The organism is Chitinophaga costaii, from assembly GCF_900094705.1.
GTDB lineage: Bacteria > Bacteroidota > Bacteroidia > Chitinophagales > Chitinophagaceae > Chitinophaga > Chitinophaga costaii.
This window is the reverse complement of sequence record NZ_FMAR01000002.1, coordinates 455365-472791: the sequence shown is the minus strand read 5'-3', so window position 1 is coordinate 472791 and position 17427 is coordinate 455365. Positions and strand designations below refer to the sequence as shown.

The window sequence follows — 17427 nt, the reverse complement described above, 5'->3', positions numbered from 1 at the left end:
GCATAAAAGAAGGACAAATAACCAATAACGCACAAGGAAATATTTCTGCATGAGTAAGGTAGCGGCAATGCTGACCAGGACTATAGCGCCATATATTTTAGCGCGATATCGTTTATAAAGGCCATCATTATACCGGTTTTACAAATATCTAATTATTTCCCAATAGTTATACCTGCGGTTCAGGAATATCGCCTGCTATTCCGTACGCATGCTGGTAATTGGGTTGGCCAGCGCCGCTTTAATGGTTTGAAAACTGATGGTAAAGAGCGCTATGACCAGGGTGGCCAAACCCGCTATGATAAATAGTTCTATACTTAAATTGGTACGGTAGGCATAATCCTTTAGCCAGTTATTCATAACCATCCAGGCAATGGGTGCAGCAAGGATAAATGCCAAGCCAACCAGTTGTAAAAAGTCTGTGGAAAGTAATTGAAAAATAGTAACCTCCGTAGCCCCCAGCACTTTGCGGATACCTATCTCCCGGGTGCGCTGTTCTGCCGTAAACATGGCCAGGCCCAATAATCCCATGCAGGAAATAAAGATAGCTAGCAAGGCAAAGAAGCCTGATAACTTACCGACAATTTGTTCGCTCTCATATAGGCGCTGGTATTCCTGGTCTGCAAAAGAGTAGGTGAAAGGAAACTTAGGCTCCAGTTGGGTGTACACTTTTTCAATGCTGGCCATTGCTTCCCTGGTTTTGCCCGGCTCCGTTCGCACCAATGCAAGCCCCCAGGATAGGTTATCTGTCAGTAAAATAACGAGGGGAGCTATCGGATCGTGCAAGGTGGAAAAATGATAATCCTTCACCACGCCGATGATCTGCCCCCTGCGTCCAAAAATACTGAGGGGCTTGCCGATAGGATCTTTATAGCCAGTGAGTTTCAGCGCTGTTTCATTGATGATATACCCTGCCTTTTCCGCATGCCATTCCAGCGAATCGCTGTCTGTAAAACTTTCGGGAAAATCGTGGCCCTGCAATAGCTGGAGGTGTAGGAATTTTAGGTACCCATAACCTACCGTGGTATGCAGCACCACTGATTTATCGTTGGGGTCTTTACCTTCCCATTGCGTATCGTAGGCATGGGCATGTACATCTGTGGGTGCCTGGTCTGCTCGGGTGATGTCCTTTATGCCAGGCATGTTCAAGAGCTCCTGCTTAAAAGTGTGGTATTGGTGCGCGGCCATGTCGCCCTGGAACGGCACGTAAACCAGGTTTTCACGGCTGAAGCCCAGGTTTTTGGTTTGCACATAATTAATTTGCCGGGACACCACCATGGTTCCTATAATCAGGATGATAGATAACGTAAACTGGAAAACCACCAGGCCTTTGCGGAACAGCACCGCGCCATAGCTGAATTTCAACGCACCCTTCAGCACTTTGATTGGCCGGAGGGTAGATAAAAATAAGGCAGGATAACTACCTGCCACCAATCCCATGACGCACATGAGCAGGGTAATAGCCAACCAGAAGGGCATAGAGGAAATGGGCAAAACGATCTGCTTTACGGTAACGGTATTGAACACCGGCAGCGCCAGCACCACCAGCACAAGGGCTATGATAATGGCCAGCAGCGAAAATAACAGGGCCTCGCCCATGAACTGGATGACGAGCCAATAACGCTGCGCACCAATGGCTTTTCGGATGCCAACCTCCTTAGCCCTTTTTACTGAGCGGGCCGTACTCAGGTTCATAAAATTAATGGAAGCGATCAGTAAAATAAACACAGCTACCAGGCTAAAAAGATGCACGTATTCAATGCGACCGCCATCCGGCACGCCGTTCTTAAAATTGGAATGCAGGTATATTTCATTAAACGGCTGAAGCCCCAGCTCCAGGCGGTAACTTTTAGCCTTCCCCTGTGTGATATAAGTATCCAGGAAGTTTTTAATCTTGCCTTCTACCTTGGCCGGATCGGCCCCTGGGACTAGGGTGAGATAGGTGCGGGGCGTACGGTAAATCCATTCTTTTAACCAGCCTACGGCATTCAGGTGGAAGGTCCAGTTCTGCACAAAATCAAACTTATCTGAACTGGTGGCAGGCATATTTTCATACACAGCCGATACCCTGAAAAACAGGCTGTTGTTATACCGTATCATTTTATTTAACGCAGCGGGTACACTGCCGAAAAAATCCACTGCCATCTTCCGTGAAATCATTATCTCGTCCGGGCTGGCCAGCAGGTTGGCGGAACGGCCCTGTAGTATCTTATAGTCAAAAATTTTAAAGAAATCGGTATCGGCGGCGGCGCCCTGCATGGTTAATATTTTGCCCCCCACTTCAAAGGTGGCCGATTGGTTGCCATCAAAACCGCTGGCATATTTAATCTCTGGCACAGAGCGTTTCAGCTCATTGGCCAGTATGCCCTGGGTCCACAATCCGCCATTTATTTTTCCATCGGAAAACTCGCGTTCATACACCGCATAAACAGGAGTGGCATTGGTATGAAAGGCGTCTACCTGCTGCTCATCATGCACCCATAAAAAAATAAGCAGGCTGGAAGCCATGCCCAATGAAAGCCCCAGGATATTAATGATGGAAAATGTTTTGTTGCGCACCATGTTGCGGATGGCCACCAGGAAGAAGTTCTTTATCACCGCGACAAATTTAAGTGAAGGACTAACTATTATGTTATGCCCCTGTTTTCAAAAAAAATGCCTATAAACTAAATCGCTGGTTTACTGCGGTATAGGTATTGGGCCTATGGCATAGCTGTGCGGTTTTAGTACACCAGGCGTACGGTTTTGAGTTACCGCCTTCCTATCAAATGGCCAGAACATAAACGGTTAGCTTACCAATGCCTGCGCCCATTCCTCGCCAGCAGTGCCGTATTTGTTGAATTGTTTTCCATATTATAGTGTTGAATGATGCAGTCATTGTTTTTCATTTATTACTACCCGCTCCTTAAAAATTTGGAAAGGGAAGCCACAATAATAAGGGCAGTTAACCCCCTCGCATAACTACCTTATGCTTTTTTTGCACTCCGTTATTGTTTCATAATCTTATCGTCATTAGGTGACTAAATGTCGAAAAAGAGGCAAAAAAAATTTACACTTTTATCCCCTCCATTATGGAACGAATTAGTATACGGATGGAGGAGGTTATACGACCGAAATCGTTCCGGATTACCATTTCCCGTTTCAGACCACGTAAGCTGCAATGCAGCACAAAAATTAATTCTTCCTGGTCTTTTTGACTTTGTTTGGTGAATTCCCCGCGGGATATCTCCTCCCTTATAAGCTGGCTAAGCAGTGCCGTTTCCTGCTCCCAGATCTGCTGGTGGACTGCCATTTTTATTTTTTGATAACCAAATAGTTCCGTGGAATCCATGCCTTCATCCAATGCATTAAAGAACCCTTTTTTTCCCAGTATAATTTTTAACTTGGTCTGAAAGAAGACTTTTATTTTTTCTTCTGAAGTGGGGGCCTGTTTAACGGCTGTAACAATGGCTGCCATTAACTCTTTGATCTCGTTTGCCATTACCGCATCCAGTATCTCTTCTTTGGTTTTATAATAATAGTAAAGGGAACTCCTGGCCTTGCCAATGGCTTTGGCAATATCGTCTATGGTTACCCGGCGAAAGCCGTGCAACTGAAATAAATGTTTTGCCGCTTGTAACAGTTGCGCCTGGATTTCTTCCTCTTAAGATGTGACAGCCATTTTTATTATTCTACGTAGCAAATGCAACAATTTTTAAGCAATTAGTCGAAATTAGCTGAATTGCTTAAAATGAATTTTGGTAGTTGTTAATGGATCGTCCTACTTTTAATGCCACTAAAAAAATAATGGCAGGCATCTATATTCATATTCCCTTTTGCAAGCAGGCGTGTTACTACTGCAATTTTCATTTCTCCACCTCCCGTAGCCAGCAGGGTGCTATGGTGAGTGCATTAGAGGCTGAACTGCTGCTGCAAAAAGACTATCTCGCGGACCAAACGGTTACTTCTATATACTTTGGCGGTGGCACGCCCAGCCTGCTGCTCCCAGAGGAGTTACAACACCTGCTGGCCCAATGCCGCCAGCTTTTCCAACTCCCGCCCCATCCCGAAATAACGTTGGAAGCCAATCCTGACGACCTTTCCCGGGAAAAACTACAGGCCTTGCGCGCGGCTGGCATTAACCGCCTGAGCATTGGCGTGCAATCATTTCATGAGGAAGATCTTCGGTGGATGAACCGCGCCCACAACGCCACCCAGGCCATACAAAGTATCCGCGATGCTCAAGCAGAAGGCTTCGAAAATATTACCATAGACCTTATTTATGGTGGACCTACCCTCAGCGACGAAGGCTGGGCCCAAAACCTGGAGCAAGTGAAGGCGCTAAACATACCCCACCTTTCCAGCTATGCCCTCACCGTGGAGCCAGGCACTGCCCTGGATCATTTTATCCGGCAGCATAAGGTACAGGCGGTAGACCCTGATAAGGCAGCCCGCCACTTTGAAACATTGATGACCTGGGCGGCGGATAACGGGTATGAACACTACGAGATATCTAATTTTGCCCGTACTGGATGGCACTCCCGGCATAACAGTAGTTATTGGCAGGGCCAGCCCTATTTGGGTATAGGCCCCTCGGCCCACTCGTTCAACGGTCATTCCCGCCAATGGAATGTGTCTAATAATGCCGGGTATCTCCAGGTCATCCAGGGGCAGTCTGTTCCTTTTGAGATGGAAATCCTTACTCCCACCATTCGCCTGAATGAATATTTAATGACTTCGCTGCGCACTGCCCAGGGGGCTAGTCTGGCATTCATTGGCGCTACTTTTGGACAAGATAAAGTGCAGCACCTGGAAGCAGCCGTAGCGCCCTATGTGGCCAGTGGGAAAATGCATCCGGTAACGGACTGGCTACGGCTTACCAATGCCGGAAAACTTTTCGCCGACGGCATAGCCGCCGATCTGTTCTTTAGTTGATACCCCCTCTTTGCGCCTCTATATGTTACGCTTTATCCCAGGCGTTTACCGGAGCCCCGAGTTGGCTAATGGTACATTTTAGTACGCTTTATCCCAGGCAATAACAAGGCTCTGGTAGGCTTATGGTAGGGAGAACAAGCCTGACAAGTCAAAAAAAGACCGCCTCCTGAGAAGCGGTCCGTTCCTTAAATCATAGATCCTTACATGGCTTACCAGCCCAGGATATAAGCAAACATCAGTGGTGCCACAATGGTAGCGTCGGACTCTACAATAAATTTGGGGGTGTGAATGTCCAGCTTGCCCCAGGTAATTTTCTCATTGGGTACAGCACCGGAGTAAGAACCATAAGAGGTCGTGGAGTCGGATATCTGGCAGAAATAGCCCCAGAAAGGCACATCATGCCATTCCAGATCCTGGTACATCATTGGCACCACGCAAATGGGAAAATCGCCGGCTATGCCGCCGCCAATTTGGAAGAAACCTACTCCCTTACCACCAGAATTAGCCCGGTACCATTCAGACAAAGTTACCATGTACTCTATACCACTTTTCATGGTGCTGGCTTTCAGCTCTCCTTTAATGCAGTAAGAAGCAAAGATGTTGCCCATGGTGCTGTCTTCCCAGCCTGGCACCACGATTGGTATATTTTTTTCGGCGGCAGCCAGCATCCAGCTATGCTTTGGATCTATCTCGTAATATTCTTTCATCACACCGCTTAGCAGCAGCTTGTACATGTATTCGTGGGGAAAATAACGTTCGCCCTTATCTTGCGCATCTTTCCAAATCTTGAAAATATGTTGCTGAATGCGGCGAAAAGCTTCTTCTTCGGGAATGCAGGTATCCGTAACGCGGTTGAAGCCTTTTTCCAGCAGCGCCCATTCGTCCTGAGGGCTGAGATCGCGGTAGTTGGGCACCCGTTTGTAGTGCGTGTGGGCCACCAGGTTCATAATATCTTCTTCCAGGTTGGCGCCGGTGCAGGAAATGATATCTACCTTACCCTGACGGATCATTTCAGCAAAGGAAATACCCAGTTCGGCGGTACTCATAGCCCCGGCCAGGGTTACCATCATTTTGCCACCTTCCAGTAAATGTGTTTCATAGCCTTTTGCCGCATCTACCAGCGCAGCCGCATTGAAGTGGCGGTAATGGTGCTGGATAAATTGTGAAATGGGACCTTTACTCATATTGCTCTTTGTTTTTTACGAATGCGCGAAGTTACGATTTTAGGCAATGTGGGCCTACCTACCCTAAAAGTTAATGGTTGGCTGACCCATGCACAAAAAAAGCCCGCCTTGCAGAAGAAGGCGGGCCCTAACACAGTTACTAAAATAGCGGATGTACTACTATTCGGCTTGTTGAAATTTATTGTATACGCTCAACCATCCTTCTGGTGTAGCTTTTACAATGGTGTACGTTTTGTCATCGCTCTTTACCGTTACATAGTAGGTGAACTCACCGTTTGCCTGGTATTCCACGATGTTTTCGATATGCTGGCCTTTGTACTTCTTAGCCAGGCGGTTGGTTACCGCCAGGGGAAGCTGGCTTTCTGTAAGGTAGCGGCTGGTGTTCAGCAAATTACCATCGTTATCGAAGTGAGCAGTTACTTTAGACTCACGGATGGTAAAATTGGCCGTGTAACTTTTTGCCTTTTCATCACTAAACCATTCTACATTTTTAGCTTCGGTAAATTCCTTTTGGAATGTTTCCATTACTTTTTTATTGTTCACGGTGGCGTCCATTACGGAGGCAAATGATGTGCTGATACAAAGGGTTGTAGCAACACAGAACAAGAAGATCATTTTTTTCATGGCGGAAAAATTTAATGATTGTTAAGTGTTTGTTGTTTGATTAATGATGTAAAACTACATGCTTCGTTGATAATCGGCAAGGCTTACTATACCAATGGTATAGCAAGAATAGTTTACAAGCGACCATGTAAGAATGCTGGCCCATGGCGGCTTATTGTTACCTCCGCAGCCCAGCCACCAATGCAGTGTTGGTGCCAATTGAAAAAGGTTGCACGGGCCGGGGTTAAGAAATTGTTAAACTGGAAATCTGGTAAGAATGGTAGATGCTGGATAAGATAAGAACAGTGGAATTTTAAGCGGGTAGCGGGTTTACCTGCGAGGGAGCCTTTTGCTAATTTAATAACAAAATATGGTGTTACAATCATTTTGCGCAAAGTTTTTGCAGCGTACTTGCAAGTTCACTAAAGCAACCCACTGGCTGCACGGATTTTAATACATTCGCAAACGGTCCGTATCATTCACCCTTTTAACACTAATCATGAATTTTCTTGCCCACGCATATCTTTCGTTTCACCAGCCGGCGCTGCTAACCGGTAATATGATGGGCGATTTCGTTAAAGGCCGGCAAATGGCGCTATATCCTGCCTCTGTACAGCGGGGAATTGCCCTGCACCGCGCCATCGATACTTTTACCGATACCCACCCTTCCACGATGACCGCCAAAGACATTTTCCGGCCACAAACACGCCTGTACGGAGCCGTGTTCGTAGACATTATTTACGACCATTTCCTGGCCAATGACCCCCTCCATTTTACGGACGCCTCCCTACAGTCTTTTGCACAGCAGGTATACCATACACTGCATATACAAGACTTTGCCCTGCCGCCGGATTTTACCCGCATGATCCAATACATGTCCTCAGAGAACTGGTTGTATGGATATAAATCGAAGGAGGGCATTGCCCAGTCTTTCAGAGGGATGGTAAGGAGGGCCAAGTATATTGATTTTACCGCCAGCGTACCCCTGTCTGTTTTTGAAACAAACTATGCGGCATTGCAACAATGTTACAACGACTTCTTTCCTGAGTTATTAACCTTCGCAAAAGATTATATTGCCGCCTGACATTTTGGGGGCATACCTTGTATACAAAACCTGTAGGTTTGTACATCGGATTATATTCCACCACCTGTAAAGAAAACTGTAATTTATTTATGAAAAAGTGTCTGTTGCTGCTCGCCATAGCGGGCCTCCTGAGCTTACCCGGCATGAACCATGCAAATGCACAAACGCCTTCCTCTTTACCGCCGCTGGATGCTAGTCCCATGGACATGGCTTATTTCCCGGTAATGTACCCCTACGCCGTTCGCGTGAAGGGCGAACCCGGTGGCCCACTGGTGGCCCGCGTAGTATACAGCCGCCCACAGAAAAAAGACCGCGAGATCTTTGGCAAGCTGGTACCATATAACAAGGTATGGAGGTTGGGTGCCAACGAGGCTACTGAAATAACGTTTTTTCAGCCGGTAAGCATTGGCAGCAAAGCCGTTGCTAAAGGACGCTATACACTGTACGCCATTCCCACTGAAAAGACCTGGACGATCATCCTGAACAAAGACAACGATGTATATGGCGCTTATAAATATGACCAGCAGAAAGATGTATTGCGAACGGAAGTGCCGGTACAAGTTCTGGATAGCGCAGTAGAAAACTTCACAATTGTATTTGAAAAAGCGACAGACGGAGCCAACCTGCGCATGCTGTGGGATAAAACGGAGGCCAGCCTGCCCATTAAATTCACCACCGGGAAGTAATATCCCTGCTTAGCGGCCATTGCCGCTATTCATAAAACGACCATTTATCAAGTCCAAAGGTCCAATGCGGGTATATGCCCACGATGGTCTTTGGATTTTTTTGCCGCCAAAACACCCCAATGCATGGGTTGGAGGGAAAAAGAAAAAGGCGGTGAGAACACCGCCTTCAATATTTTAACCATATCCTATGAAAAACCTATGGCAAATATACCCCTGGCATTTCGCTGCCACCCGTCTTATTTGGCCAAAACAATATTATGGTTCGTAAATGCATGGTTTTACCCCGCCATAACAAACGCTTAACAAATACCCCAGTTTCATTGTAACGGGCCTGCCTACACGCTAATTCATTGGCGCACATGCTACTCCCGCTCCGGGGGCTCATAGCCTACCTGCCCCCCCTGGCAACTGGCCCTGCCGGGGCTGGGCCCAGCATAAATGTTCCATTATAAAAAAACTTAATGCATAAAAAAAGTGGAATATGTCTATTTGGTGTTATCTTTATGTGGACCGTTCGCCTAAACCCGTAATTTGATATGAAGCTTGGCACTAAACTGATTCACGCCGGCGTGTCTCCCGATCCGTCTACCGGCGCCATCATGACTCCGATCTTTCAAACGTCCACCTATGTGCAAAGCGCGCCGGGTGTTCACCATGGCTATGAATATGCCCGAACGCAAAACCCTACCCGCGACGCTCTTCAGCAAGCATTGGCCGCCATCGAGAACGGAAAGTTTGGTATTTGCTTTGGCAGCGGACTGGCCGCCACAGACGGGGTATTGAAACTGCTGCAACCCGGGGATGAAGTAATTGCATCGAACGACCTATATGGAGGTACTTACCGTATTTTCACCAAGATATTTCAGCGCTACGGCATTAAATTTCATTTCGTGAGCATGAAAGACGCGCAAAACCTGCGGAATTATGTGAATGCCCACACCAAAATGATCTGGATAGAAACGCCTACCAACCCGCTGCTTAACATTATTGACATCAGCGCCTGTGCGCAAATTGCAAACGAACACCAATTGCTGCTGGCAGTAGACAATACTTTCGCCTCTCCCTACCTGCAAAATCCGCTGGACCTGGGCGCTCATATTGTGGTACATTCTGCCACCAAGTACATTGGTGGCCATAGCGATGTGGTACACGGGGCGGTGATCGTAAAAGACGAAGACCTGGCCCGGCAACTGTACTTTATTCAGAATAGCTGCGGTGCGGTGCCTGGCCCGCAAGACTGTTTCCTGGTACTGCGCGGCTTAAAAACCCTGCATGTGCGCATGCAGCGCCACTGCGAGAACGGAATGGCGGTAGCCCAATACCTGCGCCATCATGCTAAAGTGGATAAAGTGTATTGGTGCGGCTTTGAAGACCACCCTAACCACGATATTGCCAAAAGACAAATGCGTGGCTTTGGCGGCATGATCTCTTTCACGCTGAAAGACGACCGCCTGGAAGCGGCCCAACAGGTACTGAGCAGCACCCATCTTTTTTCCCTGGCGGAATCGCTGGGTGGCGTAGAGTCGCTCATTGGCCATCCGGCTAGTATGACACACGCCGCTATTCCCCGTGAGGAAAGAGTGCAGAACGGGTTGGTAGATTCCCTGATCCGGCTGAGTGTAGGCATAGAAGATGCCAGTGACCTGATAGAAGACCTGAACAAAGCTATTGGCTAAATACCACGGCACAGGAACGTACCCGTTATAAACCAGCGGATCGTACCATTCCCGAAGCCTGGCCAGCCCTATTATTTTTGAACCTTATCCTCTACCAGACTATGCCGGACTGTGTATTCCACAGCTTCGGAATAGCATGTTAGCGGACTATCCGATGAAAAAAGAACGCATGAAGGTCCATGATTTAAAAGAATACCTCGACGCAAAAGCCGCCTACTACAACCAGCCGGATTTTATCTCGCAGGATCCTATCGCTATTCCACACCGGTTCAGCAGCTTACAGGATATCGAGATAGCAGGCTTTTTTGCCGCCGTACTTGCCTGGGGAAACCGTACTACCATCATCAACAAATGCACAGCGCTTTTGCGCATGATGGATAATGCACCCCATGATTTCATCACCAACCACCAGCCCCGCGACCGTATGGCCCTGATGTCGTTCAGCCACCGCACATTTAACGGGCTGGATCTGCTGTACTTCATAGAATTTTTACAGCACTGGTACCAGAACGTAACTTCCCTGGAATTTGCCTTCAGTGGCGGCGTAAATCCCTCCGACGAAACTGTAGAAAACGGGCTGCTGGGCTTTCATCATCTTTTCTTTTCGCTGGAACACCCGAAAAGAACTCTCAAACATATTTCCACCCCAGCCAAAAATAGCGCCTGCAAACGCTTGAATATGTACCTACGCTGGATGGTGCGTAAAGACGATTGTGGCGTGGATTTTGGATTATGGGATCACATTTCGCCCGCCCAATTAGTATGCCCTTTAGATGTGCATGTTTCGCGGGTAGCCACCCGCCTGGGGCTGATTCCCGAGGCCAAGGCCAACTGGAAAACTGCATTGGCACTCACGGAGGCGCTACGCGAGTTTTGCCCGGAAGATCCGGCCAAGTATGACTTCGCATTATTTGGATTGGGCGTAATTGAGAAGTATGTTTGACAAAAATTTGATCGATGAAACGCTTTTTTGCCTGGTGCCTTTGCCTGCTTACAATTACTCCACTACTGCATGCGCAGGATTTTTTGGACCTGAGTTATAACTTTAAGGCAGGACAGCAGTACCAATTAACGCAAAAAAGCCGTACCGAGAGCTACCTTACCGTGCAGGACATCCTGCAACGCTCTACCCGCGACTTTCAGGATGTACTGCAGATAGATATTACAGAAGCTATCCCTGGCAAGGCCACCCTCACCATGCATTACACGGAGCTGAAGTTTACCTTCAATGCCCGCAACCAGAATATCACGGTAGACGCTAAAATAGACAACGAAAAAGAACCCTTCCAGGCGGCTATAAAAAATCTCCTCAACCATCCTTTCTCTGTAGAGCTGCAAAGCTTTGGCCTCGTAAAGTCCATCACTGGTTTGGATGAAATGGTAGATAGCGCTACCACCGCTGCCTTCGGCAGCCTGAAGGCCGAAGAAAAAGACGCCTATACCCGCCTGATAAAAGAGCAATTTGGTGCCAAAGCTTTCCAGGCCTGGCTGGAACAACTATTGGTGATCTACCCTGCCCACGGCATTAAAACCGGCACCCAATGGACCGAAAGCCTGCCCCTGCGTTCTACCCTGAAAGGCGACCTTAATTTCTACTGGAACCTTCAAACCTGGGATAATGAAACCGCCAAAATAGGCGGCACTGGCAAAATTAACACCGACAAACTAGAAGATATACAACTGGAAGACGGCTACACCGCCTCCGCAGCCATCACCGGAAACCTGCAAAGCGACTATCTGATCACCCTTAGCAGCGGCCTGCCCGCCATAGCCGTCCAAAATACAGAACTAAATGGCAACTACACCTACAGAGCCAACAAATCAAAAGGCCTGAAAAAAGATCTCCAGGTGCCCGTAAAAATCATCACCAACGCCTCCTACAAAATAAAACAAATGAAGTAGCGCAGCCCCTCCCCACACCATTATCTAAAAAACATCATAATTCATAATTCATAATTCATAATTCATAATTCATAATTCATAATTCATAATTCATAATTCATAATTAATTTTTCTGGTACGCATTCTGCTTATTCCCTATCAACCAACTCCCAAAAACAATGAGTGCTTTATCGCCCGTATACCTTGGTGCTACGGCCACCTGGTTGAAGCAAAGCTTTGAACTGCCTCCGCCACTGGAGCTTTCCTGGGAAAACCTGGAGGCCTTGTTGGCCCGTAAACTGGAAACATTGATCAGCGAAGATTTTCACCAGTTTATATTCTTACTATATCGTATAGATGTGCCGGAGCAGGCAGTGCGAGATATTCTATCAGATGGGAGCAATAACCTAAATGTGTATACGCAGATAGCCCAGCTTATCATTCAGCGCCAGGTACAAAAGATCATTACCCGTGAGCGCTTTGCCCAGCCGCCCGCCAGCGCAGACGATGAAGAACGGTGGTAAACAAAAATGCGGGTAAATTACATAACAGGTACAAGTCATAAAAAAAAGCGAAGACCAAATGATCATCGCTTTTTTGCATAAAATATTGTAGCAGCTTACTTATCGAACATTAATTCACGCACCTTCTCTTTATCTTCTTTTTCTTTCCCCAGGTCGAAGGAAGTACCAAAGACATAATCCCATACGGAAGAGCTTACCCCAAATCCTTTATCCTCGCTTTTATAATGGTGTAGGTGGTGATTGCGCCATACTGGTTTCATGAACTTAAATGGAGGGTTCCATGCATGAATAGCATAGTGCATGCTACCGTAAATCAGGTAACCGAGAATAAAACCCGGGAAAAACATAAAAGCATAATTACGCAGAAAAAGATATTGTGCAGAAAAAATTACGGAAGCTAAAATAAGGCTGGGTACAGGCGGCATAAACAGCCGTTGCTTGTCGCGCGGATACTCATGATGATTGCCGTGCATTACGTAAATAAAACGCTGCATACGCGGGCTTTCTGCCACATAATGAAAGGCAAACCGATGCATGATATATTCAAACAAAGTCCAGCATAACATGGCACCAAAAAAGATAAGGGCCACCGTACTGGCTTCAAATCCTAAAGTATTGTGACTATAGTACAGCATGTAAGCAATGATGGGTATATATAGCCCCCAAATAACCAGCGGATGTGTTTTGGTAAGCACCTCTAGATACCGGCTTTCAAATAAGCGCGCCTGTCCTTTGTTCTTTATTTTTTCGAATTTCATATAAAGCCTATTTAATCTAAGATAAGACAAAATTAACGCAAAACTACCGCCCAATAGTCAAAAACGCATCATTTAGTATTGTGAATTAAACTAATATGTGCATATTTCTTAACAAGGAATTTAGGATTGGCACATACATTCGCACTATATTTGGCCTTGAACGCAATATTATACATAGTTCCATGAAATTAGTGACCTACCTGCGGGAAGAAACCGACCAATTGGCCTTGCTTGTAAATGACCAATTATACAATACCCAGGAGCTGCATGAGGAGTTGCCTAACAACATGCAGTTATTCCTCCTCATGTGGGACGATGTAATAGACATTGCCCGCCAGGTAGAGGCAGATCTGAAAAAGGGCCATAGGGTGGGCCGTGCACTACCCATCCCGCTGAACGGGGTGACGCTTATGGCACCCGTACCCTTCCCCACTTCCTGCCGCGACGGCTACGCCTTTCGCCAGCATGTGGCCAGCGCCCGCCGCAACCGTGGTCTGGATATGATCCCGGAATTTGATCAATACCCCATTTTTTACTTTACCAATCATAATGCCATTCAGGGTCCCGGTCCCATCAGTTGTATGCCCGACCATTTCGAAAAATTGGATTTTGAGCTGGAAGTAGCCGTGGTACTGAACCGTTTTGGCCGTAACATTCCTGCAGAAGAGGCAGACAACTACATTGCCGGCTTCATGATCATGAACGACATGAGCGCCCGTGTATTGCAAATGGAAGAAATGAAACTGAACCTGGGGCCGGCCAAGGGCAAGGACTTCAGCACCGTAATTGGACCAATGCTGGTTACACCGGACGAATTGGAAGCCTTTAAAGTGCCTGCCAAGCCCGGCCACACCGGCAATAATTACAACCTTGTCATGACCTGCCAGGTAAACGGTGTGGAAGTAAGCGCCGGCAATATGGCCGATATGGACTGGACCTTTGCCGAGATCATAGAGCGCTGCTCCTATGGGGTAAATATTATGCCAGGCGACGTAATAGGCAGCGGTACCGTTGGCACAGGCTGTTTCCTGGAACTGAATGGTACCGGCAAGCTGCACGATCCCCATTACACCGAACAATGGCTACAGCCCGGCGACGAGGTGACCATGGAAATCACTGGCCTGGGCATCCTCACCAACACCATCGAGGAAGAAGCGGCAGACATTTCACTGCTGGCCTTAAAGAAACAATTTCTTCACCGCTAAGCGCATTGCCATGCAGGTATTGGCCCTGTGCAAACCATCCGCATGATCATTGATCCTTCCGCAATAGAAACCAGTGCGCTGCATGCTTACCTGCAAGGGGCTGTGGCGCCGCGTCCCATCTGTTTTGCCAGCACGTTGAATGCAGTGGGGCGGCCTAATTTATCGCCTTTCAGCTTCTTTAATTTATTCGGCACCAACCCGCCCACGCTCATCTTTTCCCCCTCCCGCCGCGTGCGCGATAATACCGTAAAACATACGCTGGAAAACATATTGGCCACCAAAGAAGTGGTGATTAATGTAGTGACCTACGGCATGGTACAGCAAGCCTCGCTGAGCAGTTGCGATTATCCGCAGGAAGTGAATGAATTTGAGAAAGCCGGTTTTACGCCGCTGGCTTCCGAACGTGTGCAGCCCTTCCGGGTAAAGGAAAGCCCCGTACAGATGGAGTGTGTGGTGAAGGAAGTTATTGCCACCGGCACTGGCCCCGGCGCTGGCAATCTCGTGATCTGTGAACCAGTACTTATTCACCTGGACGACACCATTTTGAATCAACAGGGCCAGATAGATCCGCACAAGATAGACCTGGTGGCCCGCATGGGTGGCGACTTTTATGTACGCGCCTCCGGCGATGCGGTGTTTGAGGTGGCCAAGCCCAATATGCAATTGGGCATCGGTATAGATGCACTGCCGGCCCATATCCGCCACAGCCGCATCCTTACGGGCAATCACCTGGGGCAGTTAGGCAACGTACACACATTACCTTACATAGACGCCACCTTCGACGATCCTCACCTGAAACAAATATTCCAGTATTATAGTCTTACCCCCGATGAATTGGAAATAGAACTGCACCGCTACGCCGCTATCTTACTGGACAAAGCACAGTTGCAGGCTGCCTGGCAGGTATTGCTCTCCCAATAACACTTTCTGCTGTCTTTTCATGCTGTTACACAACATAGGGGCTGAACAAAAAGTAAAATGAAAGCTTTGTGAACCACTTAAACGATAACAGGTCTCCATCAGGTACCCGAATAAAAAGGGTCTGACCAATTCTTTTTGGTCAACCCCCATGTATTAAAAGAAATGTTTTATTCTTATTTACCCAATCCGCCAAACACTTTCTTCAGCAGGTCTGTAGTCTGGGATACGGGATTAGTGCGGATGGAGGATTCTTCCTTGGCAATTTGGTCGAACAGGGCGCCAATGGCCTTGTCTGTTACATAACCCTGAAGATCGGGATTGGCTTTATTAATAGTGGTAGGCAGTTTGTTATAGGTAGCTACGATATCACTGTAATATTTGGTGGCCAGGGTGCTATCCAGTTTGCCCTTGATTACGGGCGAGAAAGCAGACTTCAGCTTGTCGGTGGTTTTACCTTTGAAATAAGTTGTGGCAGCCGTATTGTCTCCGCTTACGATGTTCAGCGCGTCGGTAATAGTCATTTGTTTGATAGCGTCTACAAAAATAGGCGCTGCCTGGCCTACGGCCTGTTCGGCAGAGCGGTTTATTTGCAAGATAGCCTTGTCTACCTGGCTGCCCAGGCCTATTTGGCGGAGGGTACTTTCTACCTTCTGGGCATCTGGAGGTAGTAATACTTTATAAATATCACTCCCAAAAAAACCATTTTGCTTGTTCAGTAAGGCAATACCGGAAGATACGCCCTTGCTCAATGCCTGCTTGATAGCCTCGGCAGCCTGGTTTTGAGTAACGTTTCCCGTGCTGGTAGTGCTGGAGGTGCTGCTGGAAGTGGTAGCGGGCGTGCTAGTAGTGGTAGTGGTAGTTTTTGCATTCTTCGCATTCTCTACAGAATCGAGATTGTGCTTCAATTTCTTCAGGAATTGCGCCTGGGAGCCATGCAATATAATCAGGCTAATGCCTAATAACAATAAAGTGCGTTTCATCATGATATTGTTGCGGTTTCTGTAACAGATTTTAAAATGTGTGTAATATGCATCAAATATCGCATTTATTCCCTAATGACCAGGAGGGGAATATGGGAATGAAAAGCAAGCTGCCGGGTATGGCTCCGACGAAACAAGCCAGCCAGAAATCCGTGCTGGCGGGGCAAGGTAACGATGATGCCCGCTTTTTCTGCCTCGGCAAAACTGATAATGCCATCCACTACGTTTTCATTTTCCAAAAAGCGGTATTCCGGGTTAAAATCGGCCAGCAGCGTGTCCATAACCAGGGTCTCGAAAGGCGTCTGTGCTGTGAAGTGGCGTTTTTCATGATCTACATTCACGACGAAAAGACGGGCGCGGAACACCTGGAGCAATTGTTTCAAGAACCGCACCGGCATGTTTTCCGTGACTTTACGGAAATCACAGGCAAATACAACCGTGTCTATCGAGGTAAATGTAGCGCCATTGGGAACAATGATGAGTGGTGTATGAGTTTCCTTCATCACATCCAGCGCGTTGGAACCCAGCAATAGCTCTTCCAAACCACTGCCACCGGTAATGCCCATTACGATCAGGTTTGCCTGTTCCTCCCGGGCTACCTGGTCAATAAAAGCCGACAGCAATTGGTTTTCCGAGCGGCATACCAGCGTTACACCTGCTGGCAATATAGGTTGTAACTTGCTATGCATCAAGGCCAGTCCCTTATCGCTGGCTTCTTTCAGCTCTTCCGGCATTATCACCGGGATATGGTCTGGCACTTCCGGATCGGGAATTATTAACTCATAGGCATGGTACAGCACCACCCGGGTGGTTCCCGCCTGGCGGGCCAGGTCCAGGGCATAACGGGCGGCGTTATACGCTGTGTCGGAAAAATCAGTTGGTATAAGAATCGTTTTCATTTTTGTTTGATTAGATGGTTACATGGCCTCAAGTTTTCCAGTGCGATGGTTATATGGTCATAAACAACCACGGCAGTAGCCCCGGCAGGATAAATTCTTCTAATTTGATGCCAGT

16 protein-coding genes are annotated in these 17427 nt (G+C 47.5%); 9 read left to right on the top strand and 7 right to left on the bottom strand.

Translation table 11 applies throughout. The features are described from left to right. Window positions 1-195: 195 nt before the first annotated feature. Window positions 196-2595 carry an ABC transporter permease gene (locus GA0116948_RS05090; RefSeq protein ID WP_089709516.1) on the bottom strand — a complete coding sequence of 800 codons (2400 nt, stop codon included), beginning with the start codon at window positions 2593-2595 and terminating at the stop codon, window positions 196-198. A 451-nt stretch (window positions 2596-3046) separates the two neighbouring features. Continuing rightward, the gene (locus GA0116948_RS05085; RefSeq protein WP_262487017.1) at window positions 3047-3619 is read right to left on the bottom strand and encodes a TetR/AcrR family transcriptional regulator; all 573 of its coding nucleotides are present in this window, start codon (window positions 3617-3619) and stop codon (window positions 3047-3049) included. A 164-nt stretch (window positions 3620-3783) separates the two neighbouring features. Here GA0116948_RS05085 and hemW point away from each other — a divergent pair, with 164 nt between their 5' ends. Next, on the top strand, window positions 3784-4911 hold the full coding sequence (hemW, locus tag GA0116948_RS05080) for a radical SAM family heme chaperone HemW (protein ID WP_089709599.1): 1128 nt from the start codon (window positions 3784-3786) through the stop codon (window positions 4909-4911). Window positions 4912-5120: 209 nt separating this feature from the next. On the opposite strand, the gene GA0116948_RS05075 is transcribed toward hemW, so the two are convergent. Both GA0116948_RS05075 and GA0116948_RS05070 read right to left on the bottom strand, forming a co-directional pair. Then, window positions 5121-6095 carry a deoxyhypusine synthase family protein gene (locus GA0116948_RS05075; protein ID WP_089709514.1) on the bottom strand — a complete coding sequence of 325 codons (975 nt, stop codon included), beginning with the start codon at window positions 6093-6095 and terminating at the stop codon, window positions 5121-5123. A gap of 159 nt (window positions 6096-6254) precedes the next feature. Then, window positions 6255-6719 (bottom strand): hypothetical protein, encoded by a 465-nt coding sequence (locus tag GA0116948_RS05070; protein ID WP_123891756.1) that lies wholly within the window; start codon window positions 6717-6719, stop codon window positions 6255-6257. A gap of 478 nt (window positions 6720-7197) precedes the next feature. Between GA0116948_RS05070 and GA0116948_RS05060 the strand changes: the two genes are divergently transcribed. The 6 genes from GA0116948_RS05060 (at window position 7198) to GA0116948_RS05030 (ending at window position 12549) form a co-directional block, all read left to right on the top strand. Next, window positions 7198-7782 carry an acyl carrier protein phosphodiesterase gene (locus GA0116948_RS05060; RefSeq protein ID WP_089709511.1) on the top strand — a complete coding sequence of 195 codons (585 nt, stop codon included), beginning with the start codon at window positions 7198-7200 and terminating at the stop codon, window positions 7780-7782. Between the two features lie 89 nt (window positions 7783-7871). After that, window positions 7872-8468: a DUF2911 domain-containing protein gene (locus GA0116948_RS05055; protein WP_089709596.1), complete on the top strand. Its 597-nt coding sequence runs from the start codon at window positions 7872-7874 to the stop codon at window positions 8466-8468. 536 nt (window positions 8469-9004) lie between these two features. Continuing rightward, window positions 9005-10144: a cystathionine gamma-synthase gene (locus GA0116948_RS05045; protein ID WP_089709509.1), complete on the top strand. Its 1140-nt coding sequence runs from the start codon at window positions 9005-9007 to the stop codon at window positions 10142-10144. Window positions 10145-10313: 169 nt separating this feature from the next. Continuing rightward, a complete protein-coding gene (locus tag GA0116948_RS05040; protein WP_089709594.1) occupies window positions 10314-11087 on the top strand; it encodes a TIGR02757 family protein in 774 nt (257 codons plus the stop codon). A 14-nt stretch (window positions 11088-11101) separates the two neighbouring features. Further along, window positions 11102-12046 (top strand): DUF6263 family protein, encoded by a 945-nt coding sequence (locus GA0116948_RS05035; RefSeq protein ID WP_089709508.1) that lies wholly within the window; start codon window positions 11102-11104, stop codon window positions 12044-12046. A 158-nt stretch (window positions 12047-12204) separates the two neighbouring features. Continuing rightward, entirely contained in the window at window positions 12205-12549 is a 345-nt protein-coding gene (locus GA0116948_RS05030) for a hypothetical protein (protein WP_089709507.1), read from the top strand. A 95-nt stretch (window positions 12550-12644) separates the two neighbouring features. On the opposite strand, the gene GA0116948_RS05025 is transcribed toward GA0116948_RS05030, so the two are convergent. After that, window positions 12645-13307 (bottom strand): sterol desaturase family protein, encoded by a 663-nt coding sequence (locus GA0116948_RS05025; protein ID WP_089709506.1) that lies wholly within the window; start codon window positions 13305-13307, stop codon window positions 12645-12647. A gap of 182 nt (window positions 13308-13489) precedes the next feature. Between GA0116948_RS05025 and GA0116948_RS05020 the strand changes: the two genes are divergently transcribed. Together GA0116948_RS05020 and GA0116948_RS05015 are read left to right on the top strand one after the other, a co-directional pair. Then, window positions 13490-14512 carry a fumarylacetoacetate hydrolase family protein gene (locus GA0116948_RS05020; protein ID WP_089709592.1) on the top strand — a complete coding sequence of 341 codons (1023 nt, stop codon included), beginning with the start codon at window positions 13490-13492 and terminating at the stop codon, window positions 14510-14512. Window positions 14513-14554: 42 nt separating this feature from the next. After that, window positions 14555-15433 (top strand): flavin reductase family protein, encoded by an 879-nt coding sequence (locus GA0116948_RS05015; RefSeq protein WP_089709505.1) that lies wholly within the window; start codon window positions 14555-14557, stop codon window positions 15431-15433. Window positions 15434-15606: 173 nt separating this feature from the next. Here GA0116948_RS05015 and GA0116948_RS05010 read toward each other — a convergent pair whose 3' ends face one another. Both GA0116948_RS05010 and GA0116948_RS05005 read right to left on the bottom strand, forming a co-directional pair. After that, on the bottom strand, window positions 15607-16416 hold the full coding sequence (locus tag GA0116948_RS05010) for a DUF4197 domain-containing protein (RefSeq protein WP_240619180.1): 810 nt from the start codon (window positions 16414-16416) through the stop codon (window positions 15607-15609). Window positions 16417-16478: 62 nt separating this feature from the next. Further along, window positions 16479-17312: a universal stress protein gene (locus GA0116948_RS05005; RefSeq protein WP_089709504.1), complete on the bottom strand. Its 834-nt coding sequence runs from the start codon at window positions 17310-17312 to the stop codon at window positions 16479-16481. Window positions 17313-17427 lie beyond the last annotated feature (115 nt).

Coding starts and splice junctions, on each gene's coding strand:
- GA0116948_RS05005 (WP_089709504.1), bottom strand. CDS start 17,312: ATGAAAACGATTCTTATACCAACTGATTTTTCCGACACAGCGTATAAC.
- GA0116948_RS05040 (WP_089709594.1), top strand. CDS start 10,314: ATGAAGGTCCATGATTTAAAAGAATACCTCGACGCAAAAGCCGCCTAC.
- GA0116948_RS05075 (WP_089709514.1), bottom strand. CDS start 6,095: ATGAGTAAAGGTCCCATTTCACAATTTATCCAGCACCATTACCGCCAC.
- GA0116948_RS05030 (WP_089709507.1), top strand. CDS start 12,205: ATGAGTGCTTTATCGCCCGTATACCTTGGTGCTACGGCCACCTGGTTG.
- GA0116948_RS05055 (WP_089709596.1), top strand. CDS start 7,872: ATGAAAAAGTGTCTGTTGCTGCTCGCCATAGCGGGCCTCCTGAGCTTA.
- hemW (WP_089709599.1), top strand. CDS start 3,784: ATGGCAGGCATCTATATTCATATTCCCTTTTGCAAGCAGGCGTGTTAC.
- GA0116948_RS05035 (WP_089709508.1), top strand. CDS start 11,102: ATGAAACGCTTTTTTGCCTGGTGCCTTTGCCTGCTTACAATTACTCCA.
- GA0116948_RS05070 (WP_123891756.1), bottom strand. CDS start 6,719: ATGAAAAAAATGATCTTCTTGTTCTGTGTTGCTACAACCCTTTGTATC.
- GA0116948_RS05020 (WP_089709592.1), top strand. CDS start 13,490: ATGAAATTAGTGACCTACCTGCGGGAAGAAACCGACCAATTGGCCTTG.
- GA0116948_RS05045 (WP_089709509.1), top strand. CDS start 9,005: ATGAAGCTTGGCACTAAACTGATTCACGCCGGCGTGTCTCCCGATCCG.
- GA0116948_RS05015 (WP_089709505.1), top strand. CDS start 14,555: ATGATCATTGATCCTTCCGCAATAGAAACCAGTGCGCTGCATGCTTAC.
- GA0116948_RS05025 (WP_089709506.1), bottom strand. CDS start 13,307: ATGAAATTCGAAAAAATAAAGAACAAAGGACAGGCGCGCTTATTTGAA.
- GA0116948_RS05010 (WP_240619180.1), bottom strand. CDS start 16,416: ATGATGAAACGCACTTTATTGTTATTAGGCATTAGCCTGATTATATTG.
- GA0116948_RS05060 (WP_089709511.1), top strand. CDS start 7,198: ATGAATTTTCTTGCCCACGCATATCTTTCGTTTCACCAGCCGGCGCTG.